The following is an 18,248-nucleotide window of genomic DNA, read 5'->3' on the forward strand; positions in this document are numbered from 1 at the left end:
CGTTTTAAAATAATATTCAAGTAATTTATAGCTCAAAACGTGTTATCACCCAGAGCAAAGAGAAATATTGCGCGTATTATCCCTTTTGGGCTTATTTGGTTGGTTTTGGGATTGGTTTTCCTAACTGTCGAACAGGTCATAATTAACAGCTCAGATACTTCTTCTTCCAGTGCCATTAGGGTAGATTTCGAAATTCTTGTTTTCGCTTGTCTGGCGGTAACCGCGGTAGGGCTTTTGGTAGGAGCCATTGAACTCTTGTTTTTAAATAAGCTATTTGCAAAAAAGAGTTTTCTAAAAAAAATCTTCTATAAACTCTTCATTTACTTGGTATTCTCGTTCCTTGTAATCCTAATTATGTTTCCAATAGCGGCCGCTATTGAAATTGAAACCCATGTATTGGATAACCAAGTATGGAAAAAATATCATGATTTCCTTAATAGTGCCGAGTATTTAAGTACGTTGTTGCAAATGATGGTTTCCTTAGGCGTCTCACTAATGTATGCAGAAATAAGTGATAATATTGGTCATGGGGTTTTAATCAATTTCTTTACGGGAAAATATCATAGGCCCAAGGAAGAGGAAAGAATATTTATGTTCGCCGATATGAAATCGTCCACAGCAATTGCGGAAACGTTGGGCCATATAAAATACTTTGAATTGCTAAGGACCTATTACTATGATCTTTCAAGTGCCATAGTCAATAGTTTTGGGGAGGTATATCAATATGTTGGTGATGAGATTGTGGTGTCCTGGACATCTGAAAAAGGAATACAAAATAACAATTGTATCCAATGCTTTTTCAATATGAAGAAGGACCTCAAGAAAAAATCGGATTGGTACCAAAAGCATTTCGGCATTTCCCCAGATTTTAAAGCAGGCTTTCACTTTGGAAAAGTAACCACAGGCGAAATAGGTGCACTTAAGAAAGAAATCATTTTTACAGGCGACGTCATGAATACAACGGCCAGAATACAGTCATTGTGCAATGAGCATGGGGTTGATATCATTGTTTCAGACCATCTATTGAATCATCTGAACCTTGGAAAGGGATTTAAAATCGAATCATTGGGTGAGCATATATTAAAGGGGAAGGAGAAAAAAATTGGCATAAGTACAGTACATCAAAATACCATACCTTAAATGGTAACCGCCTTTTGAAATTTAAAAGGAGGCTTTCTTACAGTGCTCTTTAAAATTATCACTTCAGACACAAGCAACAAAGCCCAAGTTCCCTTACTTCGGGAATACCCCATCCTGCATTTCTAACAAAAATATCCTCAAAGTATCACGAAAAATTGATGGCTTTGTGAGCTCCCTGTTACGCTATAATCTGATTTTTAGGCAAACTTAAAAACAGAGAAAATGAAAAAGATTTATGTATTACCAATTTTAGCGCTTCTGCTCTTCGCAGCAAGTTGTGAGGATGACAATGAAGCCGTTGCCATAGAGGAAGAGGTTGAGGTGGTGCCTGCAGCGGGTACTATCTCTGGAGGGCCTTTTTACTTTTGTGTTGATGGCACTTCGGATTTTGTAACCGACATTACAATTGACAATACGGATGCTGTTGGTGCCAATAGCACTTGGGTCATTACAGATGATGAAGGGAATATCCTTGGCCTTCCCCCAACGTTGGATGATGTGGGTGGCGTTGATTTTGACGGAGCCGGGCCTGGGATTTGCTTTATCTGGTACCTACGCTACGAAGATGGCCTTGCCGGTGCGGAGATGGGCATGAATGTGGATAACCTCGAAGGAACCTTTGATCTTTCCAACTCTATAGAAGTAACTCGTAGTCAACCCAATGCGGGAACACTTTCCGGAGGTCCCTATGAATTTACCGTTGATGGCACACCCGATTTTGTAACGGAACTATCACTGGATGATACTGATGTAGCTGGTACCAATAGTACTTGGGTCATTACAGATGATGAAGGGAATATCCTTGGTCTACCACCTACACTGGAAGCAGTTAAGGGCGTAGATTTTGATGGTGCCGGAGCGGGAGTTTGTCTTATCTGGTACTTACGCTATGAAGATGGCCTTGTAGGCGCAGAAATGGGCATGAATGCCAATGACTTGGAAGGATGCTTTAGCCTTTCCAATTCAATACAAGTAACACGGCTAATGGGTGCCAATGCAGGTGAAATTGCAGGAGGCCCGTATGATTTCTGTGTTGACGGAACTCCTGATTTTGTAGATGGAATTACACTGGATAGCTCAGAGGCGTATGGCAGTGAGAGTTCTTGGGTCATTACCGATGATGAAGGAAATATTTTAGGATTGCCACCAACCCTGGAAGCTGTTAAAGGTGTTGATTTCGATGGTGCCGGCCCAGGAGTTTGCCTTATCTGGTATTTGCGTTATGAGGGTGAGTTGGAAGGAGCCGAAGTAGGTATGAACGCCAACAATCTAAAAGGAAATTTTGATCTCTCAAATGCCCTGACCGTTAATCGTAGAAAAACGGAAGCTGGAACCCTATACGGTGGTCCCTTCACCTTTAAGGTAGATGGCACTCCAGATATGGTAAGTGGAATTACTTTGGATAACCCCGAAGCTTCAGGTACCAACAGTACTTGGGTCATTACCGATGATACCGGGAAAATTTTAGGTCTTCCGCCAACTCTTGAAGCGGTTGAAGGCGTTAATTTTGATGATGCAGGTGTGGGTGTATGTTTAATTTGGTATTTGCGTTATGAAGATGGCTTAAAAGGAGCCGAAATGGGTATGAACGCCAATGATTTGGAAGGATGTTTTGACCTATCCAATTATGTTAAAGTAACCCGAGAATTGCCCCACTAAAAAACAAGTAAAACAAAATGTTATAAGAAACCCCGCAAATGCTATTTATTTGCGGGGTTTCTATGTTTTTGAATTGCAAATAAAAAGAACTAAGCAGAGTTTCTACTCGCATTGATGTTTCCATATAATGAACGGGTCACAATTTTCTCGTACAGATTTTTATGGTCCGCATTCTGTCCGATTTTTTGAAGTGCATATTGCTGTATGACCAACAAGGGCAATACGATGTTTTCCCTAATCTTAACGGATTCCCTGGATAATTCTTCGTCTTGCATCAAAATGCTATATCCAGAAATGAGCAGTAACATTTCCTTTGAAAGTTTGTACTCTTCATGCAGAATATTCCAAAAATCGCGATAAGCCTCATCCTCCTTCATATAACTGGTAAGCTCAAAATAGCATTTGGAAAGGGACATCATACTATTGAGCATCAATGCCTTAAAAAAGGGAACTTCCTTGTACAACCTTTTAACCTCACTAATCCTACCATCATCCTTAAGTGCTTTAATTGCCGTTCCCAAACCGAAATAACCCGGTACGTTCTGTTTCAGCTGGCTCCAAGAACCTACAAAGGATATGGCCCTAAGGTCGGTAAGTTCCAATTTTTTCTTATTGCCCCTTTTTCCAGGTCTACTCCCAATGTTGGCCTTGGTATAGTACTTTAGGGTACTGCGGTTCTCCAGATATGGGATAAACATCTCATGATTCTTCAAAGCATCATATTTGGCAAAACTCAATTCCGACAATTCTTCTATCAATTTCCTGGATGTTCTTGAAATCACGTGCTCTTTTCCAAACAGATTATTGGACAATCCCGCAGTGAGCAACTGTTCGGAGTTATGCATAAACTGTTCTTTGTTACCGTACGTACTTGTAATAGTCTGACCCTGTATGGTAAGCTGTATCTCATGATTGGCCACATCCTTGGTCTGTGCAGCATAAAATCGGTGGGTCTTGCCCCCTCCCCTTGCCGGTGGCCCGCCACGTCCATCAAAGAAAATGGCCCTGACTCCATTCTTCTTACAAACTTTGGACAAGGTTTCCTTTGTCTTTAAAATGGACCAGTTGGCTTTTAAATAACCCCCATCCTTGGTACCATCGGAAAAACCCAACATCATGGTGTGAGTCCTGTTCCTGTGTTCCAAATGTGCTATGTACTGCGGCAAATCAAAAAGTGATTGCATTACGGCCTCAGAGTTTTCCATGCCCTTCATAGTCTCAAAAAGGGGAACGATATCAAAATTGATTTTATCCGCATCCCAACCACACCATCTAAATAATCCATAAACAAACAATACCGAAAAAATGTCCTCGGAATTGCTTATGATATAACGGTTGCAACCTTCCTCACCATTTTTTTTCTGGATATCGCTCAACTGTGCGATGTTCTGGATAGTATCCTTAACGATTCCGTCATCAAAGTCGGTAGGTTTCAAAGTCCATTTTTCTTTTAGTAGGATACGCGTAAGCTCTTTATCAGTAAGCTCATCCAATTCCTCTTTGATCAATCCCTTTTGCTTGAGTACACTTTCCACCACTAGTTTGTGCTTGCTGTGGTCTTGACGAATGTCCAGTGTGGCGAAATGGGTCTTAAAAATCCGTACTTTGTCTATAAAATGGTCCAATTCTTTTACATAGAGGGAATGGTAATCGTTTACCAAAATTTCGCGGATATTAAGTAACGGGCCGATGATATCACCATAATCTACCGATCTTTGGGAATCGAACATAGCAATATAAAGGTTGTCCCGAAGACTGTTCAACAGTGACCGCAAGCTTTTAAAGCTTAGTTTCTTGCGCAATCGCTTCAAATCATTATAATAGCACTTCATCAGCGCAAGGCGAAGTTCATCCGCTACGGCTTTGGTCATATCGGCCGTAACAAAAGGATTGCCATCACGATCTCCTCCCGGCCAAAAACCCAATTTCATGATGTTGTAATTGTCAAAATCATCATCTTTAATGTTGTTTTTGATATAGGCAAAAAGTTCCCCCATCGCATCATAATAGACGTTTCTAAGGATATAAATGATATTCTTGGCTTCATCCAGGGGTGTAGGTTTTTGTGCATTGATAAGTGAAGTAAGCCCCAATTGTTGTAGCGTTAAATCAATATCATTAATGCGATCTTCAAGAATTAAGGTGCGTAACTCTTCCATAATATCCAGAACCGCAGGGGTATAGAATTGGGTGGGGTGCGCGGTGAGTACAATACGCGCACTAAACGTAGATAATTTCTTCGCAATTTTGTCCCAGCTTTTGTTCTCGTTTACCAATTGAAAATAGTCCTTTATGGACAAGGAAGTCGTGTGCTGGTGCAACTTGGGGAAAGCTGCGTCCTCAACACTATCATAAAGCACCACCTGTCTTTCTACATATTGGATAATTCGGAACATGAAGTCTATCCTATCCTGTTCAGATTCAACATTGGCATAGTTCTGAAAGAAGGCATCCAATATTTCCTGTGGTTTCTTTCCGGATTTCAGCCCCTTTTCACATTGTTCAAAAAGTAATGGGATAAGCATCCCTACGTTCTCAATATTTCGATAGGGAAGATTAAGGAACAAGCTGTTATAAACATTAAACCTATTAGTGACCGATTTCTTGAACTCCTCTAATTTTTCTGATCGTTGCATAAAATGACTAAATATTGAACTTTGGGTGGTTTACCTATAAAACCAAGACGGTAAATATCAACATTATTGGGCAATTCCCCTTGGATTTCCAATCAAAATAACAAAATAGAACATGGACACCACAAAATGAACAAGGCGGCTCATCAATTGTCAAAAACAATAATCTAAAAAAATGCCTTGTACTGCAATATCCTAAAATCCAAGGTGTTGAAATCGGGATTTTCTCTTTTTCTTTGTTTATAGGCCTCCAAACTCCCAACCGCCCGGTTTGCCGCTCCCGAAGGTGCGGTCAGGGATACTGTTTTTATGGTTCTTTGTGTAAGGGGCAACTCAAAGGAATGGATTCTGGGGATCTCATTGGAAATTAGGTTCAATTCCAAATTGAATGTTTTTAGGTGTTTCCGAAAAAAGTATTCCGGTCCATTTTTACTATTACCACCTGTAAACAAAAGCGTATTAATATTAGGCAATTCCTTTAAATACCCTATTATATTTCTAAGCTTTATGTTGCTCATCCCTAGGTCCGAGGCATCTATCTTTGCCCTTTCCGCACTTTCAACGATATCACAAATACCGATTTTTTTATGCTTTAAAAAATCCATACGCTGCCTTTTAGCTTCTTCCGAGGTCTCAAATTTTAAATCAAGCTTAAAAATTCGATCTAAAATGGGCCAAAGCTGTCCGTCCCTACTGCCATAGCAAAAGTCCACGTCACCTTTCTTTAGATCCCCTATAGTGAATCTGGGGGGTGGCAATGTTCCTACAATGAGCTTGGTGGCTTCCTGGAAAAGGAAAGGTTTATAAGGATGAGTGTGCAAAAACATTGATATATCTTAAGACGAAATTGTTTTTTTGTAGGGTCAGCTCCCTTGTACAGAGGATTGCATTTATTACCACAATTTTGTAATTTAAGACATAAATTCTTAAAATAGAACTAAATGGGGAAAGGAGATATAAAAACCAGAAGGGGAAAAATAGCCAACAGGTCGCATGGCGCAAGAAGGCCCAGGAAAATCAAAAAACGATTAACGGTGGAGGAAAAAATAGCAGTAACCAAAAAGAAATGACCTAATAATCTATTAGAAAGCTAAGATCTACATTTCCATCTTCGGTAATATCAAGTTGGTAGGTATAGAATCCTATGGGCAAAGGAGTCTCTCCTACAAAATCAATAGGCTGTAGGGTGAAGGTATCCTCCCCTGACCTAATTTGTATGAACGCATATTGATAGGCTGTTTCAAACTCTAAATATCCGGAATAGTCTCCAGACGACACATTTTCATAAACTTCCGCCGCATCCGAAACCTGAACTTCATCAAAAGTTATATTGCTGGCATTTTTTATGCGGATGTTTACGGCATCAACATCATCATCGCGATCTGTGCAGCTCAATGCTAAAAGAGATAATGTTAAAATAAAAAACTGTTTCATCCTTATTTTTTAAAGAGATGTTATAAAGATAAAACGGTTGCTTTGGAAAAATATTCTATCGGACGAAAACTGGCTGATCTTCCCTTAAAGTATGCTCCTTGCTATATAGATAATCATCATAATCGAACCCTTTGATATCGTCCAATGTTTTGGCATTCGTATCCAAGATATAGCGGACCATGGAACCCCGGGCTTTTTTTGCAAAAAAGCTGATGACCTTAAGCTTATCATTTTTCCAATCCTTAAAGATGGGGGTCACAACAGGAACTTTCAAGGCTTTTTCATCAATGGCCCCAAAATATTCGTTACTTGCCAAATTGAGGAAGAGTTCGTCGTTTTCCATTTCGGAATTGAGGTGAGCGGTCAAGTCCTTTTTCCAGAACTCGTACAAATTCTTTCTTCGGTTTACTCTCAACTGGGTTCCCATTTCCAACCGGTAGGGCTGTATAAGGTCCAAAGGTCTTAGGATGCCATATAACCCGGATAGGATACGTAACGTATGCTGTAACTTTTCCAATTTCTCCTCGGGAATGGTATAGGCATCCAAACCTTGATATACATCACCATTAAAGGCGTACATCGCAGGACGCGCGTTCTCGGGTGAAAATGGTGTTGTGAACTTCTGATTGCGTTCCCAGTTCAATTGGGCCAGATTATCCGAAATATTCATTAGTTTGGACAATGCCCCGGGTCTTTTCTTTTGCAAAACTTTATTAAGCCTTTTGGATTGTTCCAAAAATTGAGGCTGTGTATGCTTTAGGCTAGGCAATTTGCTTTCAAAGTCTAGCGATTTAGCGGGGGAAATAACAACTTTCATCTTTTTCTGTGTTTAGGCACCCTAAAAATAACAATGATTTTTGGGATATTGCACCTTGTATGTAAAGAGTTTTCGATAGCTCCATTTGGAAAAACAATACTTCTGAACCTTGAAAAATATAGTATGAAAAGAGTGCTTCCCGTCTAAACCAACCGATAAGTTTTTATGCTAAACCTCTACTCTGCCTGGAATAACCCTTCCACTTTTCGATACATTGTGCCATATCTTCCGGAATTTCAGAATCGAAACGCATTTGTTTCCCTGTAACGGGATGCAAAAATCCCAAGGTCTTGGCATGGAGCGCTTGGCGTGGTAGAACCTTAAAACAATTTTCCACAAACTGTCGATATTTTGTGAACACAGTTCCCTTTAGAATTCGTTCTCCACCATAACGAGCATCGTTGAACAGGGTGTGGCCTATATGTTTCATATGAACCCTTATCTGATGTGTTCGGCCCGTCTCCAATCTGCAGGAAACCAAGGTAACATATCCCAAACGTTCCAGCACCTTGTAGTGCGTGACGGCTTCCTTACCTTGATCGCCATCCGGAAACACCTGCATTTGCAATCGATTTTTAGGGTTTCGTCCTATATGGCCCTCTATTGTTCCCGTATCATTCTCTACGTTGCCCCAAACCAGCGCTATGTACTCCCGCTCAGAGGTTTTATCAAAAAATTGTTTGGCCAAGTGGGTCATGGCCGCTTCGGTCTTGGCCACTACCAGTAGTCCAGAGGTATCCTTGTCTATACGATGCACCAGCCCGGGCCGTTCATTGCTGTTTATTGGGAGGTTATCAAAATGATGTATAAGCCCATTGATCAAAGTCCCCGAATAGTTGCCGTGACCTGGGTGGACCACCATTCCAGGAGGTTTGTTCACAACCAATAAAATCTCATCTTCATAAACAATATTCAGTGGAATATCTTCCGGGACCAAAAGGAATTCATGTGGAGGATGCTCAAAAAGTACTTTTACCACATCCCCGGCCTTTACCTTATAATTCTGCTTTACAATGGACTCGTTCACCCAAATGTTTCCTGTTTTGGCGGCTTGCTGAATTTTGTTTCGCGTGGCATTTTCTATAAAATTCATCAAAAATTTGTCCACTCGCAAAGGTTCTTGTCCTTTTGAAGCTACAAATCTATGATGTTCAAATAGTTCGTCCCCTTCAGGTTCGCGGGTACCCTGTTCTTCCATAGCTCTTAGTTGGACTCGGCTTGAACCCGCGCACTTTCCGGAATAGTCCCATTTCCGCAGACCAGCTCTATCTTAGAAGTTTTTGGCAATTTATCGCCAGGTTTTATGTCCTTTCCCTTATGCTTTATGTAGTATACCATATCCTTTCCCAACTGGTCAATGTATGTAACCCGTTGCACATCCAAACCTACTGCACGCAGCATAGAAGAAGCGTTTCTTTGTGTTACCTGAATAATATTGGGTACGGTTACCTTTTTATATCCGGAAGGGTTAACGGTAAAATAAATCTTTCGATTTTCCTTCACCTTGCTACCGGCTGACGGGTCCTGCTCTATAATGGAAAATCTAGGGTATTCAGGGCTATAGTTCGCAGAATCCAATACTTCATACCGCAAACCTGCTTCTTCCACGGCTTGCCGCATATCCATTACCGACATTTTGGAAAAATCCGGTACAACAACAAATTCCCCATGGTTCGTAGTACTGTTCAACCAACGAAGGCACAAAAAAATTAAACCTATCAAAACTACCAAGGATAAGCCTATCTGTACCAAAAAGGTTCTACTCTTTAAAAAATTGAAAAAACTTCTCATGGCTAAACAATCGTCGGACAAAGATAGGAAATGAGCCAAAACAAATGGTTTTAACCTTTCAAAAGTTAATGTGTTATACATTAAGTATCTTAAAAAACCAATCCCAGGTTATGCCATGGAATTGTTTTTTAGTTATTTTGGGTTTTGAAAAACTTGGCCTTCTAAACTTGCATTTGAATTGTATTATGAAAAAAAACATAGCCATTATCATGGGTGGGTATTCGAGCGAGTATCAGATTTCCCTTAAAAGTGGAAATGTGGTTTACGAGTATCTGGACAAGACTAAATTTGATGCTTATCGAATTCATATTTTTAAGGATAAGTGGGTCTATGTTGATGATTCCGATAATGAGATTCCCATAAATCGGCATGATTTTTCGGTTACCGTGGACAAGGGTCCTATTCATTTTGATTGTGTTTTTAATGCTATCCATGGCTCGCCCGGAGAAGATGGCCTCATGCAGGCTTACTTGGAGCTATTGGATATCCCCCAGACATCCTGCAATCAATACCAATCGGCCTTGACCTTTAACAAACGTGACCTTTTGAGTGTTTTGAAGCCCTACGGTATAAAATCAGCGGGGTCCTTTTATCTGAATTTTGGAGACCCCATAAACGAGGAGGCAATCATTGAACGAGTGTCCTTGCCCTGCTTTGTGAAAGCCAACCGTGCGGGGAGTAGCTTTGGTATGTCCAAAGTTTATAAGAAAGAAGATTTAAGGCCGGCAATTGAGAAGGCTTATCAAGAAGATGATGAAATTCTTATTGAGGCTTTTTTGGATGGAACAGAGGTTTCCGTAGGGGTAATTATGTATAATGGGAAGACCAAGGTATTGCCCATTACCGAAATAACTACGGAAAATGATTTTTTCGATTATGAGGCCAAGTATGAAGGAAAGTCTCAAGAAATTACGCCGGCCAGAATATCCAATGATCAAGAAAAGAGGGTTGTAGAATTGGCCAAGCGCGCCTATGAAGTAATTAACATGAAGGGATTTTCTAGGAGCGAGTTCATTTTTGTGGATGATGAACCCTATATGTTGGAAATGAATACGACTCCAGGTCTTACAAAGGAAAGTATTCTTCCAGAGCAAGCTCGCGTTGCAGGAATATCCCTTTCCGCACTTTTTGAAAGTGCCATAACCGAGGCTTTACGGGAAAATACCTAACTTTAGGCTATGAGACGCGCCATATTTCCGGGATCTTTTGATCCACTTACTTTGGGCCATTACGATATTATAAAACGGGGCATCACCCTTTTTGACGAAATAATCATTGCCATAGGCATCAACGCGGAAAAGCAATATATGTTCCCTTTGGAACGACGAATGCAGTTTATCCAAAAAGCCTTTGAAAAAGAATCAAAGATCAGAGTGCTTACCTATGAAGGGCTTACCGTAGAGTTCTGTAAAAAGATGAAAGCGGATTTTATTCTAAGAGGGCTTCGCAATCCGGCCGATTTTGAATTTGAAAAGGCTATTGCACATACCAATCGTAAGCTTTCCGAGATTGAAACCGTTTTTCTATTGACCTCATCTGGAAAGTCCTACATAAGTTCCTCTATCGTCCGGGATGTTATCAGAAATAACGGGGATTATACCGGACTAGTCCCTGATTCCGTAAGAATCCCATAGTATACTTCTTACCTCACATGAGTATATATATTTATTTTTCTTTAAAAAAAGGATTAATTCTTAAAATGTTTTTCTGAATTAACAAGAAAATTCCTCATTTTATCATTAATTTTAAATCTCACCCCACCCAAATATTGAATCACAACGCGTTTGGGGGTGTTCACAACAAACCTTTAGCAGAATTGGAAAATCGTTCTACTTTAGTAAGAAATTACGGCTACATGTTGAAGGGATCCCAAACCTTATCTAGTAATTATTTGATTAAACAGTTGCCCAAAGCCACTGTTTTTGTAAACAAAAGGCTACAGATAGTTCATGCTTCGGATTCTTGGATTACCTACTTTAATTTCAGCAACGACACCGTTTTCGGCAAAAACATCTCCGAACTTTTTGGTGAAATAAGCAAGGATTGGAAAACCGTTTTGAACGACTGTTTAAAAGGTAAGCCGTCTGATGTAGGTGTAGAACGATTTTTGGATACTGAAAATGATGAAAAATGGTTTGAGTGGTCCAATATTCCCTGGTATGACGAGAATGAGAATATCATAGGAGTTATAATTCAAACTGACGATGTTACTGAAAAGGTCCATAATGAGTTAAAGCTCGAAAAACTTGAGGTCCTATTACGAGAAAAGTCGGATATCGCCAAAATTGGGAGTTGGGAGTATGATATGTTAAAGGATGAAATTACTTGGTCCGATATGACGAAGGCCATCCATGAAGTTCCAAAAGATTATATCCCCACCATTGAAAAAGGAATTGACTTCTACAAACAAGGGTATTGTAGGAACACTATTTCCATGGCCGTAAACAAGGCCATAGAAAGTGGTACTGCGTGGAACGAAAAATTACAGATAATAACGGCCAAAGGCAATGAAAAGTGGGTGATAGCGGCTGGAAAACCTGTATTCAAAAATGAGAAGTTAATTGGATTGATTGGTACTTTCCAGGATGTCAACGACCAAGTATTATCCGAAATTAAGACCAAGGAAAATGAGCACCTTCTAAAAACCTTGATCGATCATTTACCCTTAAATGTTTTTATTAAGGACAAGGAATCAAGAAAAGTACTTGTAAATAAAGCGGAATGCGATTACTTAGGTGTTAGTGGTCCCGAAGAAGTTTTGGGCAAAACCGATTATGATTTTTACGATGAGGAAACCGCAAATATTACCAGAGAAGATGACCTGCATGTTATGAACTCTAAGACACCTATTTTGGGGGAGGAAAGGGGAAGTATTAAAAAGAATGGGGATGCCATAACCTTTTTAACTTCCAAGATACCCCTAATTGGAGATGACGGGACCGCCTATGGACTGGTAGGCATAAGTATGGACATTACCAATCTAAAACAAAAAGAGGAAGAGCTCCGGGATTTAATCAATGTAACTTCCTTGCAAAACAAAAAACTGGTCAATTTTGCGCATATCGTATCGCATAATCTAAGGTCGCACACGGCAAATTTCTCTATGTTACTGGACTTTTTGATCCATGAAAAAAGTGAAGAGGAAAAAAAGAATATTATCGGAATGCTGATAGATGCCTCTGATAATCTTTTGGAAACATTGGAAAACCTAAATGAGGTGGTCGCCATAAGCACCAATACAAATTTGGAAAAGAAACCCATTAATCTTAACGAGAAGATAAAGGTCGTCCAACAGAATCTTGCGGCCTTCTTATTGAATAACAATGCTAAAATTGTGAATTCCATTTCGGATGACGTTCATATAAAAGCAGTACCGGCATACATTGAAAGTATCTTAATGAATTTCATCACCAATGGCGTAAAATATAAGGATCCAGAAAGAAACCCTGAAATCAATTTAAGTGCCACCAGCAATAATGGCTATACCATATTGAGCATTGCCGATAACGGAATGGGCATAGATCTTAAAAAGTATGGGGACAAGTTATTTGGAATGTATAAAACATTTCATGACAAAAAGGATTCAAGAGGTATTGGGCTCTATATTACCAAAAATCAAATAGAGGCCATGAACGGAAAAGTAATTGCCTGTAGCGAAGTGGGAAAAGGAACTACGTTTAACATATATTTTAATGAAAAAGATTAACTCCATTTATATTGTAGATGATGATCCCATTACGGTATTCGGTATACGAAAAATGTTGGATTCCATTGCAATCTGTGATAATATCTCCTCCCATGCCAATGGAAAATTGGCTTTGGACGATATTAAAAAATCTCTTAAAAACAAAGGTCAAGTGCCCGAGATTATTTTTTTGGATATCAATATGCCCATAATGGACGGATGGCAGTTTTTGGAAGAGTTCATTTCCCTCCCTTTGGAAAAAAAGGTGCGAATAAATATCGTAACCTCCTCTATAGATCCCTTTGACCATAAAAATTGGGATCTTTACAAATCCAAGACAGATCATATGATCACTTTTAATAACAAACCCTTGAAGAGAGATCATCTAAAAGAGATTACCAAAGCAGCATGACCAGTAAAAAAGGTACTTTTTCCTTAATTTTGGTAAAGGACTTTCAGTTTGCGCCCTATGAAACTTTTTGGTGTATTATTGCTGGTATTGGGCCTTATGGCCTGCGAAAGCAAAAAAGAGGATGAAGAACCCAGATTTCCGACTCCATTTGAGCAGTCTAATGGAGAGGAAACGGCCACCTACTTACAGGTAGTGGATTTTTATATTCAATTGGCCAAACAATCCCCTGAAATCAATATCCAGACCATAGGACAAACCGATAGCGGATATCCCCTGCATATTGTCACCTACAATCCCGAGGCCACCTTCAACTTTCAAAAAATAGCCGATCAAAAGACGATTCTTCTCATAAATAATGGTATACATCCTGGTGAAAGCGATGGTATTGACGCCACCATGCTACTGTACAGGGACTTGGCCATCGGCAAGATAAATCCACCGACCAATACCGTATTAGTTACTATACCAGTATACAATGTGGGTGGGGCACTAAATAGGAACACTAGTACCAGGGCAAATCAAAATGGACCTAAATCCTACGGTTTCCGAGGTAACGCATTAAACTATGACCTCAATAGGGATTTCATAAAAGGGGACACGAAAAATTCAAGAACCTTTGCCGAAATTTTTCATTTGGTGAGACCTAATGTTTTCATAGATACACATGTAAGCAATGGTGCGGATTATCAGTATACGCTCACCCACCTATCTACACAGCACAATAAACTCGGCGGAGAATTGGGAGAATATTTGGATCGAGAAATATTGCCGGCTTTGGAAAAATCCCTGAGAATGGAAAATTGGGATATTACACCTTACGTAAATGTATATAACAAGGCTCCTGAAGAAGGATTTTCCCAGTTTATGGACCATCCAAGGTATTCCACCGGATATGCCACACTCTGGAATACCCTGGGCCTTATGGTAGAAACCCATATGCTAAAACCTTACGCACAACGTGTACAAGGGACTTATGAGTTTTTAAGGACAATGTTGGCTATTACTGATAGGGATAGCGAACGAATAGAACAACTCAGCGAAAAAGCCCGCACAAGGCATCAAAACTGGAATTACTATCCGATAAAATGGGTCTTGGACACAACCAAGATTACAGTACGGGACTTCAAAGGATACAAGGTGGATACGATTGTCAGCAAAGTAACGGGCTTTGATAGACTTTCCTACGATCAGGAAAGACCATTTACCAAAAAAATGGAATATAAAAACTATTATAAACCTGTTGATTCAATAAAAATTCCAGAAACCTATATCCTAAAAAAAGGATGGACCTCCGTAATAGAGCTTTTGGATTTGAACAAGATAAACTATGAAACTTTGCAAAATGATTCCACTTTGACCGTCGAATCTTATAGGATAAAAAAATACAAAACTTTGGATTTCCCCTATGAAGGGCATTATCTGCACTATGACACGCAAATCTCCAAGGATACGGTAAATCTCCTATTTTCTGAAGGAGACCTACTGATTCCTACAGATCAAGAGGGTATCCGCTATCTTCTGGAAACCTTGGAACCCTGTGCTGTGGATTCCTTTTTCAATTGGAATTTCTTTGATTCCATACTGCAAAGAAAAGAGGGCTTTTCGCCCTATGTTTTTGAGGACGTTGCGACTAAAATGCTAGAAAATAATCAACAGCTCAAGGATGACTTTGACAATAAGAAAAAAGCCGATTTGGAATTTGCCAATAACTGGTATGCTCAATTGGATTGGTTATACCAAAAGTCGGAATTTCATGAACCAGCCCATATGCAGTATCCCGTTTACCGTATAGCTTCTGGCAAAGGTATGCCATAATCTATTCCCCGAAGAGTATTTTTATATTGGTATAGGAGTTTTCCAAGGCCTTTTGGATTTTTTTTGGGCCCTTCCATTTCACCTTTTCTATACCCTCGTTCTTTTGACCCTTCAGTTTACCCTCATAATTGGTTCGCATGGCGTACCAGTGTACTTCCTTTAATTTATATTTTCCATTCCTCTTAAAAACATGGTAGGTGGTCTGTAACACATTTTCAATCTTTAACCCCTTCACCCCGGTTTCCTCCTCTACCTCACGCAGGGCACATTCCTCTAAACCCTCATTCTTTTCCAGCTTTCCCTTGGGTAAATCCCACTTATCGTTCCTGTAAATAAAAAGCACCTTTCCTGCTTTATTGGTTACAACACCTCCGGCCGCAACTTCCAATGGAATCTGTTTGCAGAATTTCTTAAGGATTTCTTCGTGATTGGGATGATAGATATAGGCTTCCTCCAACTTTTTCTTGGCCAGTGCGTCAATGGCCTCTTGTATAGCCTCTGCGTTAAGAGGGTAATATCTACTATTGGCAATTTCAGAAAGTTTGTTGGTTAAAATAAGAGGCGCCTCTTTGACAAAAACTTTATACATTTGCTCCATGATTTTGGACAAAAACACCGCCAAAAAAACAGCAGAGCTTCTGTTACAAATTAATGCAATAAAGTTGAGACCGGAAAATCCTTTTACATGGGCTTCCGGATGGAAATCTCCCATTTATTGTGACAATAGAATTATACTTTCCTACCCAATGATACGAAACTATATTAGGGAGGAAATGGCCAAGCAGTTGGAGTCCCTATACGGTAAACCTGATGTAATTGCAGGGGTCGCTACCGGGGCCATTGGAATTGGAATGTTGGTTGCAGATTATTTGGGCCTTCCCTTCATTTATGTTAGACCCGAGCCGAAATCCCACGGAAGAAAGAACCAGATAGAGGGTAGATTGGAAGCCAATCAGAATTTGGTAGTGGTAGAAGATCTAATAAGTACAGGGAAAAGTAGTTTAAACGCTGTGGAAGCACTCACTAATGAGGGTGCGAATGTAAAGGGAATGTTGGCTATTTTCAATTATGGCTTTGATGTTGCCAAAGAAAATTTTGAGACGAGGGATATGGAATTGCATACGTTGGGGGATTATGACCATCTCATCCAAGAGGCATCGGAAACCGGATATATTAAAGAAGATCAGTTGAACACATTGTTGGAATGGCGAAAAAGTCCTTCCACATGGCATCCGTAAAAAATGTACATAGAAACACCAAAAAAAAATATTTCAAAAAGTCAGGAGCAGGTTTTCGACTTTCTCATCGAACTGAAAAATTTTGAGAAGTTGATGCCCAATAGCATTGACAAGTTTGAACTCATAAATGAAGATCGATTTCTGTTTGCCTTAAAAGGTATGCCCGAAATTGTACTGCAGCGCAAGGAACAACATCCCCACAACAAAATTGTTCTGGGTGCCGCGAGTGATAAACTACCTTTTACCCTTACAGCCGATATCTTGTCTATAGCTGATAATGAAACCCAGGTTGCACTAAGTTTTCAAGGGGAATTTAATGCTATGATGGCCATGATGATCAAGACACCCATCACCAATTTTATGGATACCTTGTTGGAAAACCTTGGAGAAACTCTAGTATAAAAGTGTTACTTCCTTAAACCCGAATTCTTTTTTTACATTATCCTCAAGCTCAATAATCAGTTTACCCTCGGCAGAGACGCCACGGATAAATCCCATAATTTTTTTTTTATTGGAATCTTGAAAAGTCGATGGCTTATCCTTTCGAAACAAAATCTCCCCATACGCTTCCCATAATTCTTCACTTCCCTTTTTTTGGACATCCTGAAAAATAGATTCCAAACTATTCAAAAGCTCCTTTAAAAGCTCATCCAAATCCAAGGTTTTGCCCAGCAACAATTTCAGTGACGAAGCTTTAGGAACATTATGGAAAATTGTTTGGTTAGTATTAAGTCCTATACCAATAATAGAAGCCTTTATCTTATTTCCTGATATGATGTTTTCTATAAGAATGCCACAAATTTTGGATGTGCCTGACAGAATGTCGTTAGGCCATTTAATCTTTAAATCAGGAACCTGAAAACCCTTCAAACTATCGACAATGGCCAGTGATACTATGATATTCAACAAAAAAGAATCATCCGTGGAAAGGTCTTTATTTTTCTTTAAAACGCTAAAGGTTAGGTTCTTACCCTCTTCGGATATCCAATGCGTTCCCATTTGCCCCCTACCCTTCAACTGGTTCCTAGCAACAACTACCGTGAAGTCTTGAGAGACGTTGGAAGCAATAAGTCTTTTTAAGTATGCATTGGTAGAGTCTGTGGCATCAAGTTTGATTATTGGCATGAGGCATCCTTTAGATCCTATCTTTAATCAATTGTTAAAAACTAGAGGTAAAAGAACAAAAAAATAATAACTTTGCTTAAACTAAAATTTTTGAATGCAGAAAGGGAAAGCTAGCGCAGACGAGTTAATCACATTAATTTTACAGGGAATAGATGAAGTAAAAGGGAACGATGTTAGCTTGCTTGACTTAAGGGAAATTGAAAATACTGTTTGTGACTACTTTATAATTTGCAGTGGTACTTCCAATACACACGTTAATGCTATAACGGGATCTATCCAAAAAACAGTTAGCAAAGCAATAAAAGACAAGCCTTGGCATGTAGAAGGCGAAGATAACGCCGAGTGGGTCCTAATGGATTACGTTAATGTAGTAGTCCATGTCTTCCAAAAACATATTCGGGAATTCTATGATATAGAAGGTCTTTGGGGTGATGCCAAGTTCACCGAAATCGAAAGTAGCATAAATCAAGCCTTGAAATAATCCCTAATGTAGGGTTAC

At 39.6% G+C, this 18,248-nt stretch carries 19 protein-coding genes; 11 read left to right on the top strand and 8 right to left on the bottom strand.

The window, feature by feature from the left end; all coding sequences use genetic code 11:
• The first annotated feature begins 39 nt into the window (after positions 1-39).
• The gene (locus tag D7Z94_RS19220) at positions 40-1,140 is read left to right on the top strand and encodes an adenylate/guanylate cyclase domain-containing protein (protein ID WP_120713263.1); all 1,101 of its coding nucleotides are present in this window, start codon (positions 40-42) and stop codon (positions 1,138-1,140) included.
• A 222-nt stretch (positions 1,141-1,362) separates the two neighbouring features.
• Positions 1,363-2,799, top strand: a complete 1,437-nt coding sequence (locus D7Z94_RS19225; protein WP_120713264.1) for a hypothetical protein — start codon at positions 1,363-1,365, stop codon at positions 2,797-2,799.
• A gap of 89 nt (positions 2,800-2,888) precedes the next feature.
• Here D7Z94_RS19225 and D7Z94_RS19230 read toward each other — a convergent pair whose 3' ends face one another.
• On the bottom strand, positions 2,889-5,435 hold the full coding sequence (locus tag D7Z94_RS19230) for a phosphoenolpyruvate carboxylase (RefSeq protein ID WP_120713265.1): 2,547 nt from the start codon (positions 5,433-5,435) through the stop codon (positions 2,889-2,891).
• 164 nt (positions 5,436-5,599) lie between these two features.
• Positions 5,600-6,259 (bottom strand): uracil-DNA glycosylase family protein, encoded by a 660-nt coding sequence (locus tag D7Z94_RS19235; protein ID WP_120713266.1) that lies wholly within the window; start codon positions 6,257-6,259, stop codon positions 5,600-5,602.
• Between the two features lie 114 nt (positions 6,260-6,373).
• On the opposite strand from D7Z94_RS19235, the gene D7Z94_RS19240 reads away from it, so the two are divergent.
• Complete coding sequence (locus D7Z94_RS19240) at positions 6,374-6,502, top strand: 30S ribosomal protein THX (protein WP_120713267.1); 129 nt, start codon at positions 6,374-6,376, stop codon at positions 6,500-6,502.
• Between the two features lies 1 nt (position 6,503).
• Here D7Z94_RS19240 and D7Z94_RS19245 read toward each other — a convergent pair whose 3' ends face one another.
• The 4 genes from D7Z94_RS19245 to D7Z94_RS19260 form a co-directional block, all read right to left on the bottom strand.
• Positions 6,504-6,866, bottom strand: coding sequence for a hypothetical protein (locus D7Z94_RS19245; RefSeq protein WP_120713268.1), 363 nt, complete (start codon positions 6,864-6,866; stop codon positions 6,504-6,506).
• 55 nt (positions 6,867-6,921) lie between these two features.
• Positions 6,922-7,683, bottom strand: coding sequence for a peroxide stress protein YaaA (gene yaaA / locus D7Z94_RS19250; RefSeq protein ID WP_120713269.1), 762 nt, complete (start codon positions 7,681-7,683; stop codon positions 6,922-6,924).
• Positions 7,684-7,846: 163 nt separating this feature from the next.
• Positions 7,847-8,881, bottom strand: a complete 1,035-nt coding sequence (locus D7Z94_RS19255; protein WP_120713270.1) for an RluA family pseudouridine synthase — start codon at positions 8,879-8,881, stop codon at positions 7,847-7,849.
• 5 nt (positions 8,882-8,886) lie between these two features.
• The gene (locus D7Z94_RS19260; protein ID WP_120713675.1) at positions 8,887-9,474 is read right to left on the bottom strand and encodes a PASTA domain-containing protein; all 588 of its coding nucleotides are present in this window, start codon (positions 9,472-9,474) and stop codon (positions 8,887-8,889) included.
• 185 nt (positions 9,475-9,659) lie between these two features.
• Here D7Z94_RS19260 and D7Z94_RS19265 point away from each other — a divergent pair, with 185 nt between their 5' ends.
• The 5 genes from D7Z94_RS19265 (at position 9,660) to D7Z94_RS19285 (ending at position 15,386) form a co-directional block, all read left to right on the top strand.
• Positions 9,660-10,643 carry a D-alanine--D-alanine ligase gene (locus tag D7Z94_RS19265; protein WP_120713676.1) on the top strand — a complete coding sequence of 328 codons (984 nt, stop codon included), beginning with the start codon at positions 9,660-9,662 and terminating at the stop codon, positions 10,641-10,643.
• Positions 10,644-10,652: 9 nt separating this feature from the next.
• Positions 10,653-11,108, top strand: a complete 456-nt coding sequence (coaD, locus tag D7Z94_RS19270; RefSeq protein ID WP_120713271.1) for a pantetheine-phosphate adenylyltransferase — start codon at positions 10,653-10,655, stop codon at positions 11,106-11,108.
• A 221-nt stretch (positions 11,109-11,329) separates the two neighbouring features.
• Entirely contained in the window at positions 11,330-13,180 is a 1,851-nt protein-coding gene (locus D7Z94_RS19275; protein WP_120713272.1) for a PAS domain-containing sensor histidine kinase, read from the top strand.
• Positions 13,167-13,571: a response regulator transcription factor gene (locus tag D7Z94_RS19280; protein ID WP_120713273.1), complete on the top strand. Its 405-nt coding sequence runs from the start codon at positions 13,167-13,169 to the stop codon at positions 13,569-13,571. The genes D7Z94_RS19275 and D7Z94_RS19280 overlap by 14 nt, the downstream gene beginning before the upstream one ends.
• A 57-nt stretch (positions 13,572-13,628) precedes the next feature.
• A complete protein-coding gene (locus tag D7Z94_RS19285; RefSeq protein ID WP_170158854.1) occupies positions 13,629-15,386 on the top strand; it encodes a M14 family metallopeptidase in 1,758 nt (585 codons plus the stop codon).
• A gap of 1 nt (position 15,387) precedes the next feature.
• Here D7Z94_RS19285 and D7Z94_RS19290 read toward each other — a convergent pair whose 3' ends face one another.
• Positions 15,388-15,975, bottom strand: coding sequence for an NUDIX hydrolase (locus D7Z94_RS19290; RefSeq protein ID WP_120713678.1), 588 nt, complete (start codon positions 15,973-15,975; stop codon positions 15,388-15,390).
• 7 nt (positions 15,976-15,982) lie between these two features.
• Here D7Z94_RS19290 and pyrE point away from each other — a divergent pair, with 7 nt between their 5' ends.
• Both pyrE and D7Z94_RS19300 read left to right on the top strand, forming a co-directional pair.
• On the top strand, positions 15,983-16,624 hold the full coding sequence (gene pyrE / locus D7Z94_RS19295) for an orotate phosphoribosyltransferase (protein WP_120713274.1): 642 nt from the start codon (positions 15,983-15,985) through the stop codon (positions 16,622-16,624).
• 3 nt (positions 16,625-16,627) lie between these two features.
• Complete coding sequence (locus tag D7Z94_RS19300; RefSeq protein WP_120713275.1) at positions 16,628-17,026, top strand: SRPBCC family protein; 399 nt, start codon at positions 16,628-16,630, stop codon at positions 17,024-17,026.
• On the opposite strand, the gene D7Z94_RS19305 is transcribed toward D7Z94_RS19300, so the two are convergent.
• A complete protein-coding gene (locus tag D7Z94_RS19305; RefSeq protein WP_120713276.1) occupies positions 17,018-17,749 on the bottom strand; it encodes a biotin--[acetyl-CoA-carboxylase] ligase in 732 nt (243 codons plus the stop codon). The genes D7Z94_RS19300 and D7Z94_RS19305 overlap by 9 nt on opposite strands.
• Before the next feature lie 94 nt (positions 17,750-17,843).
• Here D7Z94_RS19305 and rsfS point away from each other — a divergent pair, with 94 nt between their 5' ends.
• Positions 17,844-18,230 carry a ribosome silencing factor gene (rsfS, locus tag D7Z94_RS19310; protein ID WP_120713277.1) on the top strand — a complete coding sequence of 129 codons (387 nt, stop codon included), beginning with the start codon at positions 17,844-17,846 and terminating at the stop codon, positions 18,228-18,230.
• Positions 18,231-18,248: the final 18 nt, after the last annotated feature.

It is taken from the genome of Ulvibacterium marinum (assembly GCF_003626755.1).
GTDB classification, from domain to species: Bacteria; Bacteroidota; Bacteroidia; order Flavobacteriales; family Flavobacteriaceae; genus Ulvibacterium; species Ulvibacterium marinum.